The 21,035-nt window shown below is 71.1% G+C and carries 25 protein-coding genes, 1 tRNA gene and 1 pseudogene; 22 read left to right on the forward strand and 5 right to left on the reverse strand.

The window, feature by feature from the left end; genetic code table 11:
• Positions 1-28: 28 nt before the first annotated feature.
• Both SNA_RS01380 and SNA_RS01385 read left to right on the forward strand, forming a co-directional pair.
• On the forward strand, positions 29-280 hold the full coding sequence (locus SNA_RS01380) for a hypothetical protein (protein WP_030068340.1): 252 nt from the start codon (positions 29-31) through the stop codon (positions 278-280).
• A gap of 11 nt (positions 281-291) precedes the next feature.
• Complete coding sequence (locus tag SNA_RS01385; RefSeq protein WP_030068342.1) at positions 292-1,461, forward strand: flotillin family protein; 1,170 nt, start codon at positions 292-294, stop codon at positions 1,459-1,461.
• A gap of 30 nt (positions 1,462-1,491) precedes the next feature.
• Here the strand turns inward: SNA_RS01385 and SNA_RS01390 are convergent, their stop codons facing one another.
• Positions 1,492-2,064, reverse strand: a complete 573-nt coding sequence (locus SNA_RS01390) for a MarR family winged helix-turn-helix transcriptional regulator (RefSeq protein WP_078969603.1) — start codon at positions 2,062-2,064, stop codon at positions 1,492-1,494.
• A gap of 243 nt (positions 2,065-2,307) precedes the next feature.
• On the opposite strand from SNA_RS01390, the gene SNA_RS01395 reads away from it, so the two are divergent.
• The 3 genes from SNA_RS01395 (at position 2,308) to SNA_RS01405 (ending at position 5,061) form a co-directional block, all read left to right on the forward strand.
• Positions 2,308-3,561: a cytochrome P450 gene (locus SNA_RS01395; RefSeq protein WP_044363075.1), complete on the forward strand. Its 1,254-nt coding sequence runs from the start codon at positions 2,308-2,310 to the stop codon at positions 3,559-3,561.
• A gap of 99 nt (positions 3,562-3,660) precedes the next feature.
• Entirely contained in the window at positions 3,661-3,855 is a 195-nt protein-coding gene (locus tag SNA_RS01400) for a ferredoxin (RefSeq protein ID WP_030068346.1), read from the forward strand.
• Positions 3,856-4,002: 147 nt separating this feature from the next.
• Complete coding sequence (locus SNA_RS01405; RefSeq protein ID WP_044362649.1) at positions 4,003-5,061, forward strand: NAD(P)-dependent alcohol dehydrogenase; 1,059 nt, start codon at positions 4,003-4,005, stop codon at positions 5,059-5,061.
• Positions 5,062-5,254: 193 nt separating this feature from the next.
• Here SNA_RS01405 and SNA_RS01410 read toward each other — a convergent pair whose 3' ends face one another.
• Entirely contained in the window at positions 5,255-7,450 is a 2,196-nt protein-coding gene (locus SNA_RS01410) for an MMPL family transporter (protein WP_030068350.1), read from the reverse strand.
• A 283-nt stretch (positions 7,451-7,733) separates the two neighbouring features.
• On the opposite strand from SNA_RS01410, the gene SNA_RS01415 reads away from it, so the two are divergent.
• The 7 genes from SNA_RS01415 to SNA_RS01445 all read left to right on the forward strand — a co-directional run bounded on the left by SNA_RS01415 (position 7,734) and on the right by SNA_RS01445 (position 11,516).
• On the forward strand, positions 7,734-8,069 hold the full coding sequence (locus tag SNA_RS01415; RefSeq protein WP_037791904.1) for an ArsR/SmtB family transcription factor: 336 nt from the start codon (positions 7,734-7,736) through the stop codon (positions 8,067-8,069).
• Entirely contained in the window at positions 8,070-8,306 is a 237-nt protein-coding gene (locus tag SNA_RS01420) for a hypothetical protein (protein ID WP_030068353.1), read from the forward strand.
• Positions 8,307-8,494: 188 nt separating this feature from the next.
• The gene (locus SNA_RS42070; protein ID WP_052808859.1) at positions 8,495-8,977 is read left to right on the forward strand and encodes an LAETG motif-containing sortase-dependent surface protein; all 483 of its coding nucleotides are present in this window, start codon (positions 8,495-8,497) and stop codon (positions 8,975-8,977) included.
• A gap of 8 nt (positions 8,978-8,985) precedes the next feature.
• Positions 8,986-9,651: an RNA polymerase sigma factor gene (locus SNA_RS01430; protein ID WP_030062808.1), complete on the forward strand. Its 666-nt coding sequence runs from the start codon at positions 8,986-8,988 to the stop codon at positions 9,649-9,651.
• Complete coding sequence (locus SNA_RS42075; RefSeq protein WP_052808860.1) at positions 9,648-10,181, forward strand: hypothetical protein; 534 nt, start codon at positions 9,648-9,650, stop codon at positions 10,179-10,181. Before SNA_RS01430 ends, SNA_RS42075 begins: the two co-directional genes overlap by 4 nt.
• A gap of 227 nt (positions 10,182-10,408) precedes the next feature.
• Positions 10,409-10,741 carry a type II toxin-antitoxin system VapB family antitoxin gene (locus SNA_RS01440; protein ID WP_044362653.1) on the forward strand — a complete coding sequence of 111 codons (333 nt, stop codon included), beginning with the start codon at positions 10,409-10,411 and terminating at the stop codon, positions 10,739-10,741.
• A 121-nt stretch (positions 10,742-10,862) separates the two neighbouring features.
• The gene (locus SNA_RS01445) at positions 10,863-11,516 is read left to right on the forward strand and encodes a LytR C-terminal domain-containing protein (RefSeq protein WP_078969604.1); all 654 of its coding nucleotides are present in this window, start codon (positions 10,863-10,865) and stop codon (positions 11,514-11,516) included.
• A 69-nt stretch (positions 11,517-11,585) separates the two neighbouring features.
• Here SNA_RS01445 and upp read toward each other — a convergent pair whose 3' ends face one another.
• Positions 11,586-12,221: a uracil phosphoribosyltransferase gene (gene upp / locus SNA_RS01450; protein WP_030067397.1), complete on the reverse strand. Its 636-nt coding sequence runs from the start codon at positions 12,219-12,221 to the stop codon at positions 11,586-11,588.
• 162 nt (positions 12,222-12,383) lie between these two features.
• Between upp and SNA_RS01455 the strand changes: the two genes are divergently transcribed.
• From SNA_RS01455 to SNA_RS01495, 10 genes and pseudogenes are all read left to right on the forward strand, one after another.
• Entirely contained in the window at positions 12,384-12,584 is a 201-nt protein-coding gene (locus SNA_RS01455; protein ID WP_030067398.1) for a hypothetical protein, read from the forward strand.
• A 228-nt stretch (positions 12,585-12,812) separates the two neighbouring features.
• Positions 12,813-13,358: a tRNA adenosine deaminase-associated protein gene (locus SNA_RS01460; RefSeq protein WP_030067399.1), complete on the forward strand. Its 546-nt coding sequence runs from the start codon at positions 12,813-12,815 to the stop codon at positions 13,356-13,358.
• A 129-nt stretch (positions 13,359-13,487) separates the two neighbouring features.
• Positions 13,488-13,916 (forward strand): tRNA adenosine(34) deaminase TadA, encoded by a 429-nt coding sequence (gene tadA, locus SNA_RS01465; RefSeq protein ID WP_420823455.1) that lies wholly within the window; start codon positions 13,488-13,490, stop codon positions 13,914-13,916.
• A 79-nt stretch (positions 13,917-13,995) separates the two neighbouring features.
• A tRNA-Ser gene (locus tag SNA_RS01470) sits at positions 13,996-14,080 on the forward strand.
• A gap of 205 nt (positions 14,081-14,285) precedes the next feature.
• A pseudogene (locus tag SNA_RS43065) lies at positions 14,286-14,567 on the forward strand (ATP-grasp domain-containing protein); the annotation flags it as partial.
• On the forward strand, positions 14,564-14,755 hold the full coding sequence (locus tag SNA_RS43070; protein ID WP_030067402.1) for a hypothetical protein: 192 nt from the start codon (positions 14,564-14,566) through the stop codon (positions 14,753-14,755). The pseudogene SNA_RS43065 and the gene SNA_RS43070, both read left to right, overlap by 4 nt.
• Positions 14,756-15,251: 496 nt before the next feature.
• Positions 15,252-16,595 carry a 3-keto-5-aminohexanoate cleavage protein gene (locus tag SNA_RS01480; protein ID WP_030067403.1) on the forward strand — a complete coding sequence of 448 codons (1,344 nt, stop codon included), beginning with the start codon at positions 15,252-15,254 and terminating at the stop codon, positions 16,593-16,595.
• Positions 16,592-17,833, forward strand: a complete 1,242-nt coding sequence (locus SNA_RS01485; protein WP_030067404.1) for an MFS transporter — start codon at positions 16,592-16,594, stop codon at positions 17,831-17,833. Before SNA_RS01480 ends, SNA_RS01485 begins: the two co-directional genes overlap by 4 nt.
• An 87-nt stretch (positions 17,834-17,920) precedes the next feature.
• Entirely contained in the window at positions 17,921-18,250 is a 330-nt protein-coding gene (gene fdxA, locus SNA_RS01490; protein ID WP_030067405.1) for a ferredoxin, read from the forward strand.
• A complete protein-coding gene (locus tag SNA_RS01495) occupies positions 18,247-19,488 on the forward strand; it encodes an Nramp family divalent metal transporter (protein ID WP_044362660.1) in 1,242 nt (413 codons plus the stop codon). Before fdxA ends, SNA_RS01495 begins: the two co-directional genes overlap by 4 nt.
• Positions 19,489-19,557: 69 nt before the next feature.
• Here SNA_RS01495 and SNA_RS01500 read toward each other — a convergent pair whose 3' ends face one another.
• Both SNA_RS01500 and SNA_RS01505 read right to left on the reverse strand, forming a co-directional pair.
• Positions 19,558-19,974: a hypothetical protein gene (locus SNA_RS01500; protein ID WP_044362662.1), complete on the reverse strand. Its 417-nt coding sequence runs from the start codon at positions 19,972-19,974 to the stop codon at positions 19,558-19,560.
• A 31-nt stretch (positions 19,975-20,005) separates the two neighbouring features.
• Positions 20,006-20,785, reverse strand: a complete 780-nt coding sequence (locus SNA_RS01505; protein WP_030067407.1) for a DUF2127 domain-containing protein — start codon at positions 20,783-20,785, stop codon at positions 20,006-20,008.
• Between the last annotated feature and the right edge of the window lie 250 nt (positions 20,786-21,035).

Below are 21,035 nucleotides of genomic sequence, written 5' to 3' on the forward strand. Positions count from 1 at the left end.
AGGAACGTAACGGGGAAGGCAGCCGGCGATGGCGCAGGACGAGGCCGTGATCGGCTGCACGGGAGTGCTGTTGCTCGGCACTCGTGGGACCGCCGGCCCCGGTGAGGTTCTGGTGTCGGTCAGGGGCGGCTCCGAGGCGTTTGTCGCCTGGTCGGCCGAGCCCCTTCCGGTGGGCGCGACGGTGCTCGTGGTCGAGTCCCGTGGCGCGCGCCAGGTCGACGTCATTGAGTGGGCTGATCCGTTGGAGGCGTTGACCGGCGATGCCGGCGACGCCGGTTGAGGAGACGAAGGATGTTCGGATACCGCGTTCCGGCCCCCGATCAAGCCATGCTGATCTCGGGGGGCAAGCGTGGACAGGGGGGAGCGCCCTTCCGGGTGGTGACCGGGCACGGCAAGTTCGTGCTGCCGGTGTTCCGCAAGGTCCGTTTCCTGACGCTGGCGATGTGCGAGGCGGAGGTCGCCGAGAAGTGCGTCACCCGGCAGGGCATCGCGCTGACGGTGCGTGCCGTGATCGCGTTCAAGGTCGGCAATGACACCGAGAGCGTGGTCAACGCGGGCCAGCGCTTCCTGTCCGACCAGGACCAGATGGCGGTGCTGACCGGCCGGATCTTCGCCGGTCATCTGCGTTCCATCATCGGTTCGATGACGGTCGAGGAGATCGTCACGGAGCGGCAGAAGCTGGCCACCGAGGTGCTGGAGACGTCCAAGACGGAGATGGCCAAGATCGGCCTGACCGTCGACTCGTTGCAGATCCAGTCGATCGACGACGGGGACACCGGCTACATCGCCGCGATGTCGGCCCCGCACAAGGCCGCCATCCAGCAGAAGGCGCAGATCTCCCAGGCCCAGGCCACCCAGGCGTCGGTCGAGGCGCAGCAGGAGGCCGCGCGGAACCAGGCCGAGTACCAGCGGCGGACGGCGATCGTTCAGGCCGAGTACAACGCCGAGGTCGAACGCGCCCAGGCCAAGGCCGCGCAGGCCGGTCCGCTGGCGCAGGCGCACGCGCAGCAGGAGGTGATGGCCGCGCAGACCGAGCTCGCCGAGCGCGCGGCCCAGCTCCGCCAGCAGCAACTGGTCGCCGAGGTGGTCAAGCCCGCCGAGGCGGAGGCCGAGCGGATCCGGCTGCTGGCCCTGGCCGAGGCCGAGCGGATGAAGATCCAGGCCGAGGCGGCCGCCTCGTACGACCGGGTAGCGCTGGACCGGATGGTCATCGACCAGCTGCCGCAGATCGTCAAGGAGGCCTCGGCCGGTCTCCAGGGCGCCAACGTCAACGTCCTCAACGGCGCCGACGGCCTCGGTGAGATCGCGGCCGGGCTGGTCGGCCAGGGCCTGACGATCCTGGACTCGGTCCGCCAGAACCTGGGCAGCGCCAGCTCCCCGAACAACGCCACCGGCAAGACGGACAAGGCCGGCCCCGCCGACAACGGCCAGGGCCACAGCGGCCGGATCGAGATCGAGTAGCCGAGCGCGAACAAGCGGGGGCGGGGGCGGCTACGACGGCCCCCGCCCCCGCTGCCGTTCCTCCTGGGCGTGCTTGTGCCGGGCGTAGTCGACCAGGTGGTTCAGTACGGCGACGGTGGTGGCGATATCGGCGTCGTCGAAATCGGCGAGGGCCTCGTGCAGTCCGGCCTGGCTGGTCTGCTGGAGACGCTGGAGGACGGCCCGGCCGTGCGGCGTGATCGCCACTTTGCGGGCGCGGCGGTCGAGCGAGTCCGGGGTGCGTTCGACCAGGTCCTGGGTTTCCAACTGGCCGATCTGCCGGGTGACATGGGGCGGCTCGACCATCAGCAGTGCGGCCAGGTCGCCGACCCTGCTGACGCCTCCGCTGTCCTCCAGCGCCATCAGCAGCCACAGATCGGAGCGGGCCGCCGTGACGCCCGCCTGCATCGCCTGGCGCTCATGCGCCCGCGAGCGGGTGAGCAGGTAGGACACCGTGGCCAGCACTCTCTGGAGCGCGGCCGTGGGGTCCTGGTCACGGGCCTGCTCAGGGGCCTGGTCACGGGCCGCCTCGGGGGCCGCGTCACGGGCCCGGCCGTTGGCCTGGTCTCTTGCGGGGTCCGGCATGGAGCGACTTTAGCCGCCTCCCCGACGAACGCGTAGCGGCAGCGGCCGATCGCATTCCGTACCCGTAGAGCGACCGCTTTGAGCCAACCTCCCGGCCCCGTCGGTCCCCCCTTCCCCGCCCCCTCCGCCCGGGTTACCGTGGGAATCCCTTAGTTACTTAACTTCGGTAATTAAGCGAACGAGTGTCGGCACATGCACGCCCGCGGCAACGGCGCCGCGTCCCGATCGTGGAAGGACAGCCGCATGACGACCGCACAACGACCCCACGAAGCACACCTGGCACACCCGGACGCCCCGGCCCCCGCGGACGCCCTGACCGTCCCGGCCACCCGGGCCACCGGCTGCCCCTTCGACCCCGCCCCCACCGTGGAACGTGCCCGCCGCGAGGAACCGGTCACCCGGGCCACCCTCTGGGACGGCTCGTCCTGCTGGCTGGTCACCCGCCACGAGGACGTCCGTACGGTCCTCGGCGACCCCCGTTTCAGCGCCGATGCCGCCCGCCCCGGATTCCCCTTCCTGACCGCCGGACTCCGCGAACTGGCCACCGGCACCCGGGCCTCGCGCACCTTCATCCGCCAGGACGACCCGGAACACGCCCGGCTGCGCCGGATGCTCACCGCCGAGTTCATGGTCAAGAAGGTGGAGGCGATGCGCCCCGAGGTGCAGCGCCTGACCGACGAGCTGCTCGATGCGATGACCGACGGCAGGAACTCGGCCGATCTGGTCGCCGAGTTCGCGCTGCCGCTGCCGTCCCTGGTGATCTGTCTGCTGCTCGGCGTCCCCTACGACGACCACGCCTTCTTCCAGCAGCGCAGCGCCGTTCTGCTCAGCCTCCGGTCGACCGCCGAGGAGGCGCGCGCCGCGTCGGACGAGCTGCTCGCGTATATGACGCAGCTGGCCGAGGCCAAACGGGAGCGGCCGGACGACGGGATCTTCAGCCGGCTGGTGGCACGCGGCGAGCTGGACTCGCAGGAGATCGCCTCCATGGGGCGCCTGCTGCTCATCGCCGGGCACGAGACCACCGCCAATATGACGGCGCTGTCCACGCTCGCGCTGCTGCGCAACCCCGGCCAGCAGGCCCGGCTGCGCTCGGAACCGTCGCTGATCAAGGGCGCGGTGGAGGAGCTGCTGCGCTATCTGACGATCGTGCACAACGGCGTCCCGCGGGTCGCCGTCGAGGATGTCACGCTCGGCGGCACAACGATCCGCGCCGGCGAGGGCGTGCTCTGCGCACTCAACGCCGCCAACCGCGACGAGGCCGTCTTCCCCGGAGGCGACACCCTCGACGTCGGCCGCGACGCGCGCCGCCATATCGCCTTCGGCTTCGGCGTCCACCAGTGCCTGGGCCAGCCGCTGGCCCGGGTGGAACTCCAGATCGCCCTCGAAACCCTGCTGCGCCGCCTGCCGGAACTGCGGCTCGCCGTCCCCTTCGAGGAGATCCCCTTCCGCCACGACATGGGCATCTACGGGGTCCACGCCCTGCCGGTCGCCTGGTAGCCCTCCCGGCCGCCCGGCGACCCAGCGGGTCGCCCCCTCCGACCGACCTCCCACCATCCCCACCCACCATCCATCACAAGCACCACTTGGAGCCCGACCATGCGTATTCACGCCGACCAGGAGAAGTGCTGCGGCGCCGGAAGCTGCGTACTGGCGGCGCCGGACGTGTTCGACCAGCGCGACGAGGACGGCATCGTCGTCGTCCTCGACGCGGAGCCGCCGGCCGCGCTGCACGACGCGGTCCGCGAGGCCGCGGCCATCTGCCCCGCCGCCGCGATCTCGGTCACGGACTGACCGCACCCCTGCCGCCCTGCGCGCCGGGCCCCGTACCGACGACGGGCCCGGCGCCGGTCCTGGGTGGTTCTGGCAGGCCCAGGCACGGCGGTCATACGTCCAAGGGGGCACTGGCTACCGGCCAGGGGGTGGCGCATCGTCGGCGGTATGACCACACCTACCTCTGTCGCCGCGTACGCCGCACCCGCCCCGAAGGCCCCGCTGGAGCGGACCACCATTCCGCGCCGTGAGCTGGGTGCCCACGACATCCTCATCGACATCAAGTACGCCGGCATCTGCCACTCCGACATCCACACCGTGCGCGCCGAATGGGGCGACGGCGGGAACTTCCCCATCGTCCCCGGCCATGAGATCGCCGGTGTGGTCGCCGCGACCGGTTCGGCCGTCACCCGCTACCAGGTGGGCGACCGGGTCGGCGTCGGCTGCTTCGTCGACTCCTGCCGGGAGTGCGACAACTGCCGGGCCGGCCTGGAGCAGTACTGCACCGGCGAGTCCGGCAACATCGGCACGTACAACGCCACCGGCCGGGACGGACAGCCGACCTACGGCGGCTACTCCACCCACCTGGTCGTCGACGAGCACTACGCGCTGCGCATCCCGGACGCCCTCCCGCTGGACGCCGCCGCCCCGCTGCTGTGCGCCGGGATCACCCTCTACTCCCCGCTCGCCCACTGGAAGGCCGGCCCCGGCAAGAAGGTCGCGGTCGTCGGCCTCGGCGGTCTCGGCCACATGGGCGTGCAGATCGCGCATGCCATGGGCGCGGAGGTCACGGTCCTGAGCCAGTCGCTGCGCAAGAAGGACGACGGTCTGCGGCTGGGCGCCGACCACTACTACGCGACCTCCGACCCGGCCACCTTCGAGGCGCTGGCCGGCTCCTTCGACCTGATCCTCAACACCGTCTCGGCGGATCTGGACCTCAACGCCTACCTCGGGCTGCTGCGCACCGACGGCACCCTGGTGCAGGTGGGCGCGCCCGAACGGCCGCTGGCCATCGCGCCGTTCGCCCTGATCCCGGGGCGGAAGTCGTTCGCCGGCTCGATGATCGGCGGCATCGCGGAGACGCAGGAGATGCTCGACTTCTGCGGGGAGCACGGTCTGTCCGCGGAGATCGAGGTGATCGGCGCGGAGCAGATCAACGAGGCGTACGAGCGGGTGCTGGCGAGCGATGTCCGCTACCGGTTCGTCATCGACACATCGACGATCTGATCCACGCAACGCGATCCCGCCACGCGCCGACGCCCGGGGCGGCCCCACACAGGCCGCCCCGGGCGCCGTTCTCGGTGCCGTGACCCCTGGCACTGCCCCGGAGTCTAATAGAAAACGGGTACCATTTCCATATAACCTCTGACCTCCGGGCATCCGCCCCCAAGGAGCAGCGACCGCACCTCAGGGAGAACCGTCAGGGAGAACTGACCGCCTGCAACGGCGCGTTGACCGCCTCCGCGCCCCGTTCCTGTACCCGCCGCATCCCCCGCGACGGCCACCAGGTCGCCCGGCCCAGCAGCGTCAGCGCGGCCGGCAGGATCATGACGCGGATGACGAACGCGTCCAGGAGGACGGCCACCGCCAGGCTGAAACCGATCTGCTTCATCTCGGCGAGGTGGAGCAGCATGAAGGTGGCGAAGACCGTCACCATCACCGCGGCCGCGCTGGTCACGACCTTGGCGGAGGTGACCGTGCCCTGGAGCACGGCCTGCCGGGTGGGTACGCCCGCGAGCGCCGCCTCGCGGATCCGGCTGACGACGAAGACCTGGTAGTCCATCGACAGTCCGAAGAGGATCACGAAGAGGAAGAGCGGCACCCGGGAGCCGATCGCGTGGGTCGCGGCCGGGTCGAAGCCGAAGAGGGTACTGGCCAGGCCGTACTGGAAGAAGACGACGACCAGTCCGAACGCGGCGGCCGCGGAGAGCAGATTGAGCACCACGCCGATCAGCCCGAGGACCAGGGAGCGGAAGACCAGCGCGGTCATCACGAACGTCAGCAGGAGCAGCATGCCCACGACCAGGGGAAGTTTCTCGTCCTGGTGGGCCAGATAGTCGGTGTCGTGCGGGACGTCCCCGGTGACGGCGAACTGCGCGCCCGCCACCGTACCGACGGTGTGCGGCAGATAGTCCTTACGGAGCCGGTCGAGCGAGGCGAGCGCCTCGGGCGAGCTGAGCTTGTAGGGCACCGCCAGGTAGAGGGTGTGGATGCGGTGGTCGGCGGAGGTCCGCAGGACCGGCCGGATCTGGTGGGCGAAGAGCGGGTCCCGTTCCGTACGCCGCTCCAACTCCCGTAGTGCGTCCGCCACTTCACCGGACCGGTCGGCCTGTGCCCGGACCACGACCTGGTGCTGGATACGCAGTTCGGGGAAGGCCGCGGTGAGCCGGTCGTACGCCTGGAGGGCCGGGATCTCGCGGGACATGCTGTCCTTGTTGAGGACCCGCAGCTGCATGCCCAGGGCGGGCGCCGCCAGCCCCAGCATGACCAGCACCGAGACGCACAGGGTGAGCGCCGGGCGCCTGCTCGCGGGGCGCAGCAGCGCGGTCCAGACGCGGCCGGCCCCGGCGTGGTCCTTCGCCGCGCGGCGGGTGGTGCCCTTGGCGGCGCGGCGGGCGGCGCGGAGTTCGGCGCGCCGGCCGATCACGACCAGCAGGGCGGGCAGCGCGGTCAGCGAGCTGAGCACGGCGGCCAGCACGACGATGATGGTGCAGGTGGCCAGGGACGAGAAGACGATGTCGGTGGCCAGATAGAGGGTGGCCGTGGAGACGACGACGGCGAGGCCGGAGGCGACGATCGCCCGGCCCGAGGTGGCGGCGGCCAGTTCCACCAGCGCCTCGGGGCCGATCCGGCCGCCCGAGCGGGTCCGCTCCTCGCGTTCGCGCTTGAGGTAGAAGAGCGTGTAGTCGACGCCGACGGCCATGCCGATCAGGATGATGACGTTCATGCCCACGCCGGCGTCGGGCAGCAGATGCGAGACGATCATGGACATTCCGACGGCGGCGGCGATCGAGGTCAGCGCGAGCAGCAGCGGTACGGCGACCATCACGGCCGATCCGAAGACGGCCATCAGCGTCAGCAGCGTGATCGGCAGGGTGATCGCCTCGGAGAGCCCCAGGTCGTCGTCGCGCTGGGTGTCCACGCCGACGCTGATGGACGGGCTGCCGGTCTCCTCCACCCGTAGCGCGGGATGGGCGCGCTGGGCCGCGGCGGTCTGCGCGGCGACCGGCGCGACGAACTTCTTGTCGTCGGCGTCGGTGCCCTTCAGCGTGACCTCGACGCGCAGGGTGCCGCCGTCGGCCGAACGGACCGCGGGCGCAACCCGCTTGACCCCGGGCAGCGCGCGCATCCGCGCGGTGATGTCACGGACGGCCGCCTCGGCGGCGGTCCGGTCGAGCGGGCCCGAGCGGGCCGAGATCAGCACCTGTTCGACCGGTTCGTGGTCCAGATGCCCCTGGGCCGCCATCCTCTCGGCGCGACCCGCCTCACCGGTGCGGTAGTCGTCGGCGGTGGCCTGGTGGGTGCCCACCGCGCTGCCCACCGCCAGCGCCAGCACCACGAACGCCAGCCATACGGCCACCCCGCGCCAGGGGCGCCAGGCGCTCCACGTCGCCATCCGCACCGTGACCGACCGTTTCGCCTTCACTTGCCCAGCTCCTTCGACAGCATGGCGCGCCCCCCATTGGTACGCAGTCCCCCTCGGCACCGGCAGAACCACCGGTGCACATGTAAGTCAGGAATTACATGTAAGTGGAGAATTACAGGTGTCGAGGCGAGCCGTCAACCGTAAGCTCGTAGCGAGCGGTGCCCGGCAACCTCGCTTGACAGTCCGTCCCGACATGCGAAAACCTCCGCTGACAGGCGCCCGGAACGGCGAGAAAACGGCAGGAAGGGGGGCCATGAACAGCGAAGAGCTGCTGGCCCTGCTGTCCGCCGTGGGGCATGCACAGCGGCTGCGCGTGATCGGCGAACTGGCCGACGGACGGCTCTACGTCAGCGAGCTGGCCCGCCGGCTGGGGATGTCCCGGCCGCTGCTGTACATGCATCTGGACCGGCTGGAGAAGGCCGGTCTGGTCGTGGGCCGGCTGGAACTGTCCGAAGACGGCAAGGCGCTGAAGTACTTCGAGCTGGCACCGTTCGAGCTGAAACTGAACGTGACCACCGTCCTGGCCGCCCTCAAGGAGGACACGGCCGGAGCGGCGACGGCGGACGAACGACCCCAGGGGGACGCGTAAATGGACGGCAGCACCATCATCCCGATCACCATCATCCTGATCGCCTTCGCCTCGGTGGTGGCGATCGTGGCGTCGTACTTCAAGCTCCAGCGGCATCGCGCGGACGCCGCGGCGCTGGCGGAGTACCGCAAGCTGGCCGAGCAGGTCGCCGCGGGCCAGCAGGCGATGAACGAGCGGCTGGCCGAACTGACCGACCGGGTCAAGGCCGTGGAGAAGCTGCTCCAGAGCGTGGGCTGATCCCCGGTCCGCGGCGCGCGGGCCGGCACACCGGGAGATTTCTCGTCCGGCCGGAGATTGTCGTCCGGCCGGAGATTTTTCGTACGGCCGGAGATTTTTCGTACGGGTCGGCAACCCGCGGCCGGGCCGGACGTCGTCAGGGGTGAGGGCGCCCTCGGGCGCCGCCCGTCGACGTCCCTGGAGCGCTCGTGAAATCCCCCCGCAACCCCCGCCGTTACGCACCGTCCGGCGCCGCCCTGGTGACGGCGCTCGCGCTGACCGCCCTGTGCCCGGCGACGGCGCACGCCGACTCCCCGGCGCCGCGCCCCACGGCCCCCACGGCCCCCACGACCCCCTCCTCCCCCTCACCCACCCCGAGCCACCGCGCCACCCCCTCGCCCTCCGCCTCACCCACCGCCCCGTCCGCCCCTCAGCCCAGCGCCTCACCGACCGCCCGGCCCAGCCGCACGCCCGAGCCGACCGCCGCGCCCACCGACACCGGCCCCGCGCCGAGCCGGAGCCCGGAGACCGGCGGCGGCCGCACGCCCGGTGCGGCACCGGCCCCCGGCCGCGGCCACCTGGCACACACCGGCGCCTCCCCCGCCACCACCTACGCCCTCGGCGGCGGCGCCGCGGCCCTGCTCGCCGCGGGCGGTGGCACCCTCTACGCGGCCCGCCGCCGGCGCGGCTGACCCCGTCGATGGAGTACGCCGCCCCGCACACCGCCCCGGTACGGTTCGCCGTACCGGGGCGGCGGCCCGCCCTGTGGCGGTGGCTGCTGCGCACCGCCCGCCCGGTCACCGCCCGCCCGGTCACCGCCCGCCGCGCGGCCCCGCGCCCCGGGCCCACCCCCGCCGCGTACGCCGAGGAGTCCCCCGGCCCCCCGACGATCGGCGAGCTCTACCGCGCGCACCGGCTGGCCATGGTCCGGCTGGCCGTCCTGCTCGTCGACGACCGGGCCACCGCCGAGGACGTCGTCCAGGACGCCTTCGCCGCCCTGTGCAAACGCCACGGCGCACACCTCGACGAGGTCGACAACGCCCTCGCCTATCTGCGCACCTGCGTCGTCAACGCCGCCCGCTCGGTGCTGCGCCGCCGCCGTACCGCCCGCGGCTACACACCCCCGCACGAGACCGACGTCCCGTCCGCCGAGGAGCGCATCGTGCTGGACGAGGAGCACCGCGAGGTGCTGGCCGCGCTCGGCGGGCTGACCCCGCGCCGCCGCGAGGTGCTCGTCCTGCGCTACTGGGGCGATCTGACGGAGGCTCAGATCGCCGAGACCCTGGGCATCAGCCGCGGCGCGGTGAAGTCCCTCGCCAGCCGGGCCCTGGGCTCGCTGGAGAAGATCTTGGAGGCGCGGTCATGAACGGCTCCGGCAGTGCGCCCGAACGCCCCGTCGAGGACCGGCTGCGGCGGGCCCTGGCGGCCCGCGCCGCCACCGTCGCCCTATGGGACCTGCGGCCCGCCGAACCGCCGGTGCCCAAACCGCGCGACGGCCGCGGCCGGTGGCTGCGCCGCTTCGGGCTCCCCCTGGCGGCGGCCGCCGCGGCCGCGGCCCTGGCGCTGGGCCTGCTGTCCCACGCCTCCGAGCAGCGGCCGGTCCGCCCGGCCCCCGCGGCCCCACCGCGCCCCGTGAGCCCGTCACCGTCCCCGCACCCGCGCCCGTCCCCGTCCACCCCGCCGTCCGCATCCGCGACCTCATCCGCACCCGCGTCGTCGCCCGCATCCGCGACCCCGTCCGCATCCGCATCGACCTCCCCCTCCGCGACCCCGTCCCCCTCCCCCTCTTCGGCCCGCCCCGACCCCCGCCACAGCCCGACCGCGACCCCGACCCGGACCGGGCCCGGCGCCACCGAGACCCACGACCCCGCACCGCCCTCCCCCACCGCGCCATGACCCGCCCCTGCCCGCGACCGGCAGCCACCGACAGCCCCCACCCGTACGAACACCCGCCCGCACGACACCGCCCCCGTCTCCCCCCTCCGGGTGAATTCCCGACCGGCCGGAGAACGGCCCGATGCAGGGCCGTCCCTCATGATCACTCCTGTTTTGCGGCGATTGATCGCCTTTACGCTCCTGTGGCATGGCTGCGCCCGGTGCCGCTCGCCCGGTAGGCTTTCCGTGTGATCTTCAAGCGCATCGGAAATGGGCGGCCGTACCCCGACCACGGCCGGGAGAGCACCCGCCAGTGGGCGGACGTCGCCCCGCGCCCGGTACGCCTCGACCAGTTGGTGACCACCAAGCAGCAGCTCGACCTGGAGACGCTGCTCGCCGAGGACTCCACGTTCTACGGCGACCTCTTCGCGCACGTCGTGAAGTGGGAGGGCGACCTGTATCTGGAGGACGGGCTGCACCGCGCGGTGCGTGCCGCCCTCCAGCAGCGCCAGGTGCTGCACGCCCGGGTGCTCGAACTGGACGGCAGCAGCGAAACGGCCGCCGCCCCCGCCATCGGCTGACGCCACCGGCTCCGCCCCACGTCAGCCCCGCCCGGCCGGTATTGACCCGTTTGGGTTGCCTCTCACACCACAGGCTGATCATTTAGTAGGCACGGCCCGTCACCCGCACTACGCTGCGGGCATGAGCATGCTGACGCCCCCGGGCATGGGCGGTAAGAAGTACCGCATCACGGGCGACAGGTACCCGCGGATGCGCCGTCCCCGACACCGTCGCCGGATCGTTCTCACCCTTGCCGCCGCGGCCTGCGCGCTCGGACTGGTCGGCTGGGGCTCGTTGCAGCTCATCGATGTCTTCGGAGGCAAGGGCGCGACCGCCCAGGCCGCCCCGGGCAAGAAGAAATGCTCCCCCGTGCAGGCGGAGCAGGCCCGTTCCCGAGCCCAGGCCGCCCGCACGCCGCTGCCGAAGCCGGGCGCGCTGACCGTCAACGTCCTCAACGCCACCCCGCGCAGCGGCCTGGCCAAGAAGACCGCCGACGAGCTCGCCAAACGCGGCTTCAAGATCGGCAAGGTGGGCAACGCCCCGGACGGCTACGACAAGAAGGTCAAGGGCACCGGAATAGTACTGGGCGCCAAGGCCGCCGCGCAGGGCCCGCTGAAGATGCTCGGCACCCAGCTCATGGGCGCCGAGCAGAAGACCGACGGCCGCAAGGGCGCCGATATCGACCTGATCATCGGCAGCGGCTTCAAGGACCTGACGCAGAAGCAGGACGCCGAGAGGGCCGTGGCCCAGCTGGCGCATCCCGCGCCGCCGCCGGCGCACGACGCCGGGTGCTGAGACCGCCCCGCATGCAGCCGGGCCCCTCACCGTTCCACGGTGAGAGGCCCGGATCGTTCTCCGGAAAGGTCAGCCGGCGGTGCCGTACATCCGGTCGCCCGCATCGCCCAGGCCCGGCACGATGTAGCGGTCGTCGTTCAGCCGCTCGTCGACCGCCGCGGTGACCACCGTCACCGGCGAACCGGCCAGCTCCTTCTCCATGACCGCCACGCCCTCCGGCGCGGCCAGCAGGCAGATCGCGGTGACGTCGTCCGCCCCGCGCTTGATCAGCTCACGGATCGCCGCGACCAGGGTGCCGCCGGTGGCCAGCATCGGGTCGACGACGTACACCTGCCGCCCGGAAAGGTCGTCGGGCATCCGCGTCGCGTACGTCTGGGCCTCGTACGTCTCCTCGTTGCGGACCATGCCCATGAAGCCGACCTCGGCGGTGGGCAGCAGCCGGACCATGCCGTCCAGCATGCCCAGACCGGCCCGCAGAATCGGCATGACCAGGGGTCGCGGGTGCGAGAGCCGGACACCGGTGGTCGCCGTCACCGGGGTCTCGATGTCGACCTGCTCGGTGCGCACATCACGGGTGGCCTCGTAGGCGAGCAGGGTGACCAGCTCGTCGGCGAGCCGCCGGAAGGTGGGGGAATCGGTGCGCTTGTCGCGCAGTGTGGTGAGTTTGTGCGCCACCAGCGGGTGGTCGACGACGTGGATCCGCATGCAACGACAGTAACCGAGCCACGGACCGCGGGCGCCCACCGTGAGGGCCCCGGTGCCCGGCCCCGGGTGCGGTGGCGCTCTGGCGGACGGGGGCCGGGGCGCGGCAGGCTGGGGGGTGAGGGGGTCCCTTGCGTGAGGGGTGGCAGCGTGCCCGAATGTTCGATGTTCGATGAGGTGTCCGGCGGTGGCCGGGACGTCGGCGCGGAGCGGGATCTGGAGGCCGAGGCGGCGCGCCGGAGGCGACGGGCGCAGTTTTTGCGGGAGCTGCACGAGGCCAGGCAACTGCGCGAGCGCGTCCAGCCGCGCCGGGCGCGGGCGGCCCGGATGCGCCAGGTGCTGCGTATGCGCACATTCCGCTGGTAAATGCCCCGTTTCGATCGACGGATGTGCACGTTCGGCCGATACCCGCACGCCCCGCGCGCCGGTTCGCGCTGCGGCACGTGAGCGACATCTCTCACAACGGCGGCACGACGCAGCGTCGAAGACCCCGCGCGAGCGCGATGTTTCTGCCACGATTCCGGAGGGGCGGACCCGCGGCGCCACGGCGCCGCCCCGCCCGGCCCGGACGTTATGACAGGTGGGAGAGTCACGGTGTATTTCGCCGCACTGCTCGCGCGCACCGAAGACGGGTGGGAAGCGAGCGATACGGAGCTCGACAATGTGGAGACCCTGGCCGATCTGGCCGACCTGGCCCGAGAGGTCGCGGTCGACGACGACACGGTGGTGGCCCTCATCGAGCAGGAGGACGCCTGGTTCGGCGTGATCCGGGTGGACGGCGAGGACGACCCCCGGGTCTTTCTCTCCAACGCCGCGGTGGCCGCCAGAAGCTCGTACGGAGCGATGCTGACCGACGAGCTGCTGGGTCGCGAGGACGATGAGGGGGACGATCTCGACAGCCTCAACCTGGACGGCACGGAAGACGGGGAGCCGGAAACCGACGACGCAGACGACAACGAGACCCTGAACGCGGTGAACGGCTCGGAGAGCCCGGCCGTCCCGCACGGACCGCTCGGCGACGCCAAGCTCCTGGCCGACCTCGGCATCGGTGAGAAGGAGCTGCTCGCCTTTGAAGGCGATGCGCTCGGCGAGATCGCCGACGCCCTGGGCTGCACGGACCGCCTGGAGGCCGTGCGCTGAGCCGTGCGGGACCGGGCCGCGGTCCCGCCCCTCGGTCACGTCCCCGACACTGGGGGCATGACCGTCCCCCCATCCGCCCCGCCGTCCTCCCCCCTGCCCGACCCGCTGCGCGATCCCTGGATCGCCCCGATGCGGCGGGCACTGGCCGAGGCCGCCCGCGCCCCCGGGACCGGTGACGTCCCGGTGGGTGCCGTGGTGCTGTCCGCCGACGGCACGGTCCTGGGCACCGGCCACAACGAACGCGAGGCCACCGGCGACCCGACCGCCCACGCCGAGATCCTGGCCCTGCGGGCCGCGGCGAGGACCGTAGGAGAATGGCGGCTGACGGACTGCACCCTCGTGGTCACCCTCGAACCGTGCACGATGTGTGCCGGTGCGAGCGTCCTCTCGCGCGTGGACCGTGTCGTCTACGGCGCCCGCGATGCCAAGGCCGGCGCCGCCGGTTCCCTGTGGGACGTCGTGCGCGACCGGCGTCTGAACCACCGCCCCGAGGTCATCACCGGTGTGCTGGAGGACGACTGCGCCGCGCTGCTCACCGCCTTCTTCCGCGACCGCTGAGCCGAGCGCTGTCCCCGCGCCGCCGGCCACCGGTAATCCGATTTCGGCACACGGCCCCCCGTGGGCTAAGCTCTCTCTCGGTAGCGTGTCCGAGCGGCCGAAGGAGCTCGCCTCGAAAGCGAGTGTGGCGCAAGTCACCGAGGGTTCAAATCCCTCCGCTACCGCTGACAGATGAGGCGCCCGGTCCGTTGGACCGGGCGCCTCGTCGTTTTCGTCTCGGCTTCCGGCTCTGTTTCTGTGCCAACGGGGCCGATCGCCACGCCCGGCGTCGCGCCGGCCGCCCGGGTGGCGGCGCCGGCCGCCATCGGCAGCAGACAGGCGCTCGGGGTAGCGGTACCTCGCCAACGGTAGCGCCGGCCCTGGGTCGTCAAACCGCGCGATGCGATGGGGAGTATCGGGGTGAGCCTGCTGTCGGGGCCGGACGGGCCGGCCGCTGCGCTGGAGCTGCTGCCCGATGCCCGGCCGTTCCTGGTGGAGGAGTACGTCGAGGGGGACGCGTACAGCGTCGACGGCGTGTTTTGGGACGGTGTGGCGAGGGTTCTCGCCATTGCGGAGAAGGAGAAGGCGGCCCCGCCGCATTTCGTCGAGGTGGGGCACGTCCTGCCCGCCGAACTCCCGGATCTGGCACGGGGGAGATCACCCGTCAGGTGACCGCCGCACTGTCGGCGCTGGAGCTGCGTACCGGCGCCTTCCATGGGGCGCCGGGCGAGGCGATCCGTCCGCTCCGCCGTTCCGGCGACCGGGCCGGCTTCGTTCTCGTCGGAGCGCCGGATGCAGCACAAACACTGTTGCGGGCACGGGAGTCGGCGGCGTCGGCGCGGATTCGAACGGCCTCCTGACGGCCACCGGGGTCCGGGCGGACGGGGCGCGGGTGTCGTACGGATACACCGGCGCAAAGGAGGCGCGACGACGTTGCCTCACGGGCAATTGTGACGTAAACCACGTTGCTCACCCTGAGTTGATCAGTGCAGAGCACACGTAACGACTTTTCCAGTTCATTACCTTGCTGCAATGCCGTGAACATCGGCCCGGCGCGCCTCCGCGAGTAACACGGTGCGTGAAACCGTAGCGGCTTCTTCCGGTTCCGTTCACGGTTATCGCCTGCACCGTTCGGCGCCGCCGGTTAAAGTCGTGAACGTCAACTCCTGGACGCTCCATCTGCCGTAATCGGCCCGGGAGTTCTGCCGATCCCCTTCGGACCGTCCACGACCACAGAGATTCAGCCAGTGACGTCCTGTAATGGATGCATTGAGCCTTCGTGAACCGCACCGTAGACCGCCAGCCGCACCGGGGTGAGCTACGCCCCGGCTGAATACCACCCACTGGGGACATTCGATGCCGACTGACTTATCGCACGGGAAGACTCTGATACTTGGCTGCGCCTCCACCGGCGCCAAGTTCACTCCGAACAATCACCGGCTGACCGGTGACACCACGCTGGACAGCATCTGTACCGGAAAAACCATCAAAACCTCGGCGCTGGCCTCCATCGCCGAGGCCGAGGCGCTCTACGGAATGGGCTGCCGGTACTACCACTACCACGCCAGAAATCCCCTGACGCACGAGCAGACCACCGACAACGAGATCTACCAGGAGATCAGCCGGGGTGTACAGCGCCGCTGTCCGGACGTGCTGATCAGCTTCGGCGCCAGCCGCAACGGCAGCGAGGTCCGCGAGCGGATCCGCGCCTTCGGGGAATGGGAGCGGGTCAGCCAGTGCGCCGTCCCGCTGCATCTGGGCGGCGCGCATTTCGTCACCATCCAGGCCGCCGTCGAACTCCAGGTGATCTGCGAACTGGAAAGGCAGTTGGAGAAGCAGGGCCGGACGCTGGATATGGATCTGGTCGGCGACCCGGATTTCCTTACGGCCCTGGCTGCGTATGAACCGTCCGACCGCGTCCAGGACGCACAGCTGGACACCCACTCCACCAGCAAGGGCGCGGACTACGGCAAGACCTCGCCGCTGATTCAGTTCCAGGTGTACCGCAATGCCATCAAGGCCCGGCAGAAGCTGGCGCTCTTCCACGAGATCGAATGGGTGCAGCTGCTGCGCAGCTATGCCATGACCCGCTATGCGGTCGAGCATCCGGCGATGCGGCTGGGCAGCTCCGGACAGCTCAACATCACGCTCCTCTTCGGGTTTTCCCCGCGACTTCCCTTCCCCGAGAACTACGCTGAATTCAAGCGGGTCGTGGACGCGGCGAAGAGCCTGGAATACGACCTCGCGGACCCCGGTGTGAAAAAGCGCCACGTCACCATCAGTGTGGGTGCCGCGGTGCTGCCGCAGCACGCCGCCCGGCACTGCAAGGAGCTGGACGTCGGCCCGCGTCGCGGCACCAGGCTCTGCGCGGTCCGCCGGCTGGCGGCCTGGGCGTCCCAGCCCGACAGCCAGGTCGATGTGTTGCGGGTGGGAATGGAGGACACGCCCTATCTCGTCGATGACGACGGGCAGGTCCAGCTCGCCGACAACATCCAGCTGCTCGGCCACGCCATCGACGAAATGACCGCCAACGCCGCCGGCATCGAGCGCGATCACGAGGCGATCTTCGCGCGGATGGGGCTCCAGGGCGTCCAGAACGACCTGCTGTCCGTCCAACGGGAACGCCCTATGGGCGAGTTGGCCGCCGACACCGGTGCCGCCCAGGAGAGCCGCCCGGCCGAGCTGGTCACCGCCGGATGAGCGCCCTCACCGTCCCCGTCCGCGGTGCGAGCTATCGCTGGGTGATCCTCGGCATCGCCACCTTCGCCCAGGCCAGCGCCTCCTTCTTCGTCCAGGGCATCGGCGCGATCAGCGCCTTCCTGGAGCGCGATCTGCATCTGAGCACCGCCCAGATCGGCCTGCTCATCTCGGCGGCGCAGCTGGTGCCGCTGGTCGGGCTCCTGGTGGCCGGCGAATTGCTCGATCGCTACAGCGAACGCTGGGTCGTGGGCATCGGCACCCTGCTGGTCGCGCTGTCCCTGCTCGCCGGAAGCCTGGCGACGGGCTATGTGTCGCTGCTGCTCCTGCTGATCGTCGTCGGTACGGGATACAGCACGGCGCAGCCCGGCGGCAGCAAATCGGTGGCCCAGTGGTTCGATGCCTCGCAGCGGGGATTCGCCATGGGAATCCGCCAGGCGGGCCTGCCGCTCGGCGGTGCGCTGGCCGCCGCGCTGCTGCCGTATCTGGCCGGTGAAATGGGCTGGCAGTCGTCCTTTGTCGCCGGCGGTCTGGTCGCCCTGCTGGGCGCCGTCGTCTTCATCGGCTTTTACCGGGCCCCCGAAGCGGCCGGCCCGCCGCGGCCGGCATCCCGGGGCACGTCGATCCGGTCGGAACTGGCCTCTCGGCTGCGCATGATCCGCGATCCGGCCATGGGCCGCATCATGTTCTCCGGCGTGAGCCTCATTTCGGTGCAGTACGGCATTCAGGTTCTTACGGTGCTCTTTTTGCACGACGAAGCGGACCTCAGCATCACCACCTCGGCCCTGCTGCTCTTCGTCGCCCAATGCGGCGGCGTGGCCGGACGTATCGTGCTGGCGGCCTGGAGCGACCGCTGCACGGCGGGCCGCTATCTGCCCGTACTCGTCTGTATGAGCGCGGTCATCGCCGGCCTGGCCGTCCTGGTGCTGGTCCCGCTCCATTCCGTGGTGCTCTGCGGAATCCTGGTCACCTGGCTCGGATTCTTCGGATTCGGCTGGTACGGCCCCTGGGTGGCCTATGTGGCCGAATCGGCGAGCCCGGACAAGACCGGATTCGCCCTCGGCCTGGCCATGTCCGTCAACCAGATCGCGGTCATCGCCGTACCCCCGGTCCTGGGCCTGCTCAAGGACGCAACGGACAGCTATACGCCCGGCTGGAGCCTTCTGGCAGCAATGACGCTGGTGGCGCTGCTCGCCACGTCCTGGGGTTCGAGGCAATCCGCCGGCCGTCCTTCGGCATAGGCGCACCCTCGTCCCCGACGCCGACGCCCACACACCAAAACCCTCACACCCACACCCCTCACCCAACACCCGGACAGGAGTACCCCCATGGCGTATGTGGTCGCCGAACCCTGCGCGGATGTGCTGGACCTGGCATGTGTCGAGGAATGCCCGGTCGACTGCATTTATCAGGGCGAACGGATGATGTACATCCAGCCCGAGGAATGCGTGGACTGCGGCGCCTGCGAGGTCGTCTGCCCCGTGGAGGCCATTTACTTCGAGGACGACGTCCCGGAGAAGTGGTCCGTGTACACCGCGGCCAATGCGGCGTTCTTCACGGAGATCGGCTCGCCCGGCGGGGCGATTACGGTCGGCAAGTTCGGCCATGACGTCGAGCCGGTACTCAGCCTGCCCACCGCCGAACCCCCGGCGCGATGAGCCCGCTCGCCCCCGGCCGCGCGCCCGCGCCCGCACGGCCCCGCCCGCTGACCGTGGTCCGGCTGATGGGCCCCGCCTTCGTCGCCGCCATCGCCTATGTCGACCCCGGCAATGTCGCCACGAACATCACCGCCGGCGCCCGTTACGGCTATCTGCTGGTGTGGGTGGTGGTCGGCGCCGGGGCGATGGCGATGCTGGTGCAGTATCTGTCCGCCAAACTCACCCTCGCCACCGGCCGTACGCTCCCCGAGCTGTGCGCCGAGCGCTTTCGCCGGGGCACCCGGCTGGCGCTGTGGGTCCAGGCGGAGATCGTCGCCGTGGCGACCGACCTCGCCGAGGTGGTCGGCGGCGCGGTCGCCCTCCAACTGCTCTTCGGCATCCCGCTGCTCACCGGCGGGCTGCTCACCGGGCTGGTCTCCTGGCTGGTGATCGTGGTGCAGTCGCGGCGTGGCCAGCGGCCGTTCGAGGCCGTCGTCGGCGGTCTGCTGGCAGTGGTGCTGACCGGCTTCCTGTACGACGCGGTCAGCGGCGGCTTCTCGGCCAGACAGATCGCCGCCGGGATGGTGCCGCGCTTCGCCGGGCCGGACAGCCTGCTGCTCGCCTGCGGGATCGTCGGGGCGACCGTCATGCCGCACGCCATCTATCTGCACGGCGCGCTGGTGCGCGACCGGCACGGCGCGGCGGGCGGCAGGCAGCGGACCCTGCTGGGCGCGACCCGGGTCGATGTGCTGGCGGCGATGAGCACCGCCGCGGTGGTGAATCTGGCGATGCTCGTCGTCGGCGCCGCCACCCTCGGTTCGGCGGCGGGCGATTCGATCGAGGCCGCGCACCGCGGACTCGCCGCCGCGCTCGGCCCGCTGCCCGCGATGCTCTTCGCCGTCGCGCTGCTCGCCTCCGGCTTCGCCGCCACCTCGGTGGGCACCTATGCGGGCGCGGTGATCCTGGAGGGCTTCGTCGGCCGTACGGTCCCGCTCGCCGTACGGCGGCTGCTCACCCTCGTCCCGGCGCTGGCGGTCCTGGCCCTCGGCGCCGAGCCCGGGCGGGCGCTGGTGCTCTCCCAGGTCGTGCTGAGCTTCGGCATCCCGTTCGCGCTGTGGCCGCTGGTGGCGTTCACCGCGCAGCGACAGCTGATGGGCCGTCTGGTCAACGGGCGCCTGACCACCGTCTGCGCGGTGGCCGCCGCATCGGTCAGCACGCTGCTGAACGCGGCGTTGCTGTGGCTCACGCTGGCGGCGTGAGGGGCGGACGCGGCGCGGGCCGCGGCGCTGGTGATCAGCGCCGCGGCCCGCCGCGTCAGGGCCCGGCCGTCAGTTGTTGCGGCGGAAGAGGCGCCGGATCAGCGCCACGATCAGGGCGATCACCACGATCGCGATGACCAGGGCGATCACGAACAGCACGATGGCGATGATGCCGAGCTTCTTGAAGAAGCCCTTCGTCTTCTTCCCGACCTTCTTCTTCCACTTGGAGCTCTTCTTCGCCTTGTAGACCTTCTTCGCCGAGTGCGAGAAGACGTGGTGATGGTGCGAGAAGAGGCCGTGGTGGCCGAACTCCGGCGCGGACGCGGGTGCGGCGGCGCTGCGCGGCGCCACGGCGCTCTGCGCGGCCACGGCCGGGGCGGCGCTCATGGCCAGCAGGCCGAAGAGCACCGCCAGCACGACGCCCGGTCCGCGCCGCCTGCGCGCGGGCGCAGTCGTGTGCGCGGGGCTCTGTGCGGTGTGCGGCATGGTGGAATCTCCCCCTAGTAGCGTGATGGCCTCAGCCATGATGAGCGGCAGCGGGTACGCCCGCCGAGATCTCGACCTCCATGAGGGAGGCGCTGTGCCGCTCCTCGTCGAAGGCCTTACGGCCACCTCGTAGCCCGAACAGCCGCTTGGCGAGGGCGATGTAGAGCACCGCGAGAACGTTGATCACCAGCGTGGCGATCTTGAGCCAGCTGACCTTCTCGGTCAGCTCGTAGATCTCCAGCGGCAGGAAGGCCGCGGTCGCCACCACCGTCAGATACTCCGCCCACCGCTTGGCGCGCCACAGCCCGACGCCCTCGACGATCTCGATCAGGGCGTAGGCCAGCAGCGCCCCGGCCACCAGCATCAAAGTGGAGTGCTGGTAGCCGAAGGTCTTCTGGATGGTGCCGACGACCGGGGAATGGTCCAGGTCGTAGTTGAAGTGCCGGGCGACCGGGCGCAGCACGGCGATGTACTCGTCGAAGAACCGCCGGACAGCGTCCTTGCGGTTGCTGAACTGCCAGACGCCGAAGGCGGCCAGCACGATGAACACGCCGCGCACGGCCCGCTCGACGGCCAGGAAGCGCAGCAGGAACAGATCCCGCAGGACCTTGCCGCGCGGGACCAGCGGGGCGTCGGCGGCCGGGCCGGAGCCGTGCGGTGCGCCGAGGGCGAAGTCGCCGCAGCGCAGACAGCGCCAGGCCTCGCCGAGCGCGGTGCCGGCGCGCAGCTTGTTCCGCAGGTGTTCCTCGTGCGGAAGGTAGGTGATGTGCCCGCGCCGCGCGCAGGTACGCCGGTCCCAGTCGATCTTCATCGTTGCCGCCCCGTGTTCCTTTCGTCGTCCGCACGGCCCGCACCGCGGCGCGGCGCGCGGCCGCGCTCCGTTCTGTCGCGTACATGATGCATGCCGGACGGGGCGGCCGGGCCGTACGGGGTGGAGGACGCGACCGCCGCTCAGAAGGTTCCGGAGGGTGGCGCAAGGGACCCGGTACGAGAAATCCGCCGGGCATCTGCGGCACCGGCGGCGAAGGGAGGGCAGCGGGGAGCCCGGAAAGGGGGCGGAG

Origin of the sequence: Streptomyces natalensis ATCC 27448, assembly GCF_000935125.1 — a bacterium.
Classification (GTDB): Bacteria; Actinomycetota; Actinomycetes; order Streptomycetales; family Streptomycetaceae; genus Streptomyces; species Streptomyces natalensis.

Excerpts from the sequence above, each read along its gene's own strand:
- fdxA (WP_030067405.1), top strand. The coding sequence starts at position 17,921 with ATGGCGTATGTGGTCGCCGAACCCTGCGCGGATGTGCTGGACCTGGCA.
- tadA (WP_420823455.1), top strand. The coding sequence starts at position 13,488 with ATGCGGCGGGCACTGGCCGAGGCCGCCCGCGCCCCCGGGACCGGTGAC.
- SNA_RS01505 (WP_030067407.1), bottom strand. The coding sequence starts at position 20,785 with ATGAAGATCGACTGGGACCGGCGTACCTGCGCGCGGCGCGGGCACATC.
- SNA_RS01480 (WP_030067403.1), top strand. The coding sequence starts at position 15,252 with ATGCCGACTGACTTATCGCACGGGAAGACTCTGATACTTGGCTGCGCC.
- SNA_RS01395 (WP_044363075.1), top strand. The coding sequence starts at position 2,308 with ATGACGACCGCACAACGACCCCACGAAGCACACCTGGCACACCCGGAC.
- SNA_RS01420 (WP_030068353.1), top strand. The coding sequence starts at position 8,070 with ATGGACGGCAGCACCATCATCCCGATCACCATCATCCTGATCGCCTTC.
- SNA_RS01415 (WP_037791904.1), top strand. The coding sequence starts at position 7,734 with ATGAACAGCGAAGAGCTGCTGGCCCTGCTGTCCGCCGTGGGGCATGCA.
- SNA_RS01495 (WP_044362660.1), top strand. The coding sequence starts at position 18,247 with ATGAGCCCGCTCGCCCCCGGCCGCGCGCCCGCGCCCGCACGGCCCCGC.
- SNA_RS01455 (WP_030067398.1), top strand. The coding sequence starts at position 12,384 with ATGTTCGATGAGGTGTCCGGCGGTGGCCGGGACGTCGGCGCGGAGCGG.
- SNA_RS01445 (WP_078969604.1), top strand. The coding sequence starts at position 10,863 with ATGAGCATGCTGACGCCCCCGGGCATGGGCGGTAAGAAGTACCGCATC.
- SNA_RS01390 (WP_078969603.1), bottom strand. The coding sequence starts at position 2,064 with ATGCCGGACCCCGCAAGAGACCAGGCCAACGGCCGGGCCCGTGACGCG.
- SNA_RS01385 (WP_030068342.1), top strand. The coding sequence starts at position 292 with ATGTTCGGATACCGCGTTCCGGCCCCCGATCAAGCCATGCTGATCTCG.
- SNA_RS01410 (WP_030068350.1), bottom strand. The coding sequence starts at position 7,450 with ATGGCGACGTGGAGCGCCTGGCGCCCCTGGCGCGGGGTGGCCGTATGG.
- SNA_RS01400 (WP_030068346.1), top strand. The coding sequence starts at position 3,661 with ATGCGTATTCACGCCGACCAGGAGAAGTGCTGCGGCGCCGGAAGCTGC.
- SNA_RS01485 (WP_030067404.1), top strand. The coding sequence starts at position 16,592 with ATGAGCGCCCTCACCGTCCCCGTCCGCGGTGCGAGCTATCGCTGGGTG.
- SNA_RS01380 (WP_030068340.1), top strand. The coding sequence starts at position 29 with ATGGCGCAGGACGAGGCCGTGATCGGCTGCACGGGAGTGCTGTTGCTC.
- upp (WP_030067397.1), bottom strand. The coding sequence starts at position 12,221 with ATGCGGATCCACGTCGTCGACCACCCGCTGGTGGCGCACAAACTCACC.
- SNA_RS42075 (WP_052808860.1), top strand. The coding sequence starts at position 9,648 with ATGAACGGCTCCGGCAGTGCGCCCGAACGCCCCGTCGAGGACCGGCTG.
- SNA_RS01405 (WP_044362649.1), top strand. The coding sequence starts at position 4,003 with ATGACCACACCTACCTCTGTCGCCGCGTACGCCGCACCCGCCCCGAAG.
- SNA_RS01430 (WP_030062808.1), top strand. The coding sequence starts at position 8,986 with ATGGAGTACGCCGCCCCGCACACCGCCCCGGTACGGTTCGCCGTACCG.
- SNA_RS01500 (WP_044362662.1), bottom strand. The coding sequence starts at position 19,974 with ATGCCGCACACCGCACAGAGCCCCGCGCACACGACTGCGCCCGCGCGC.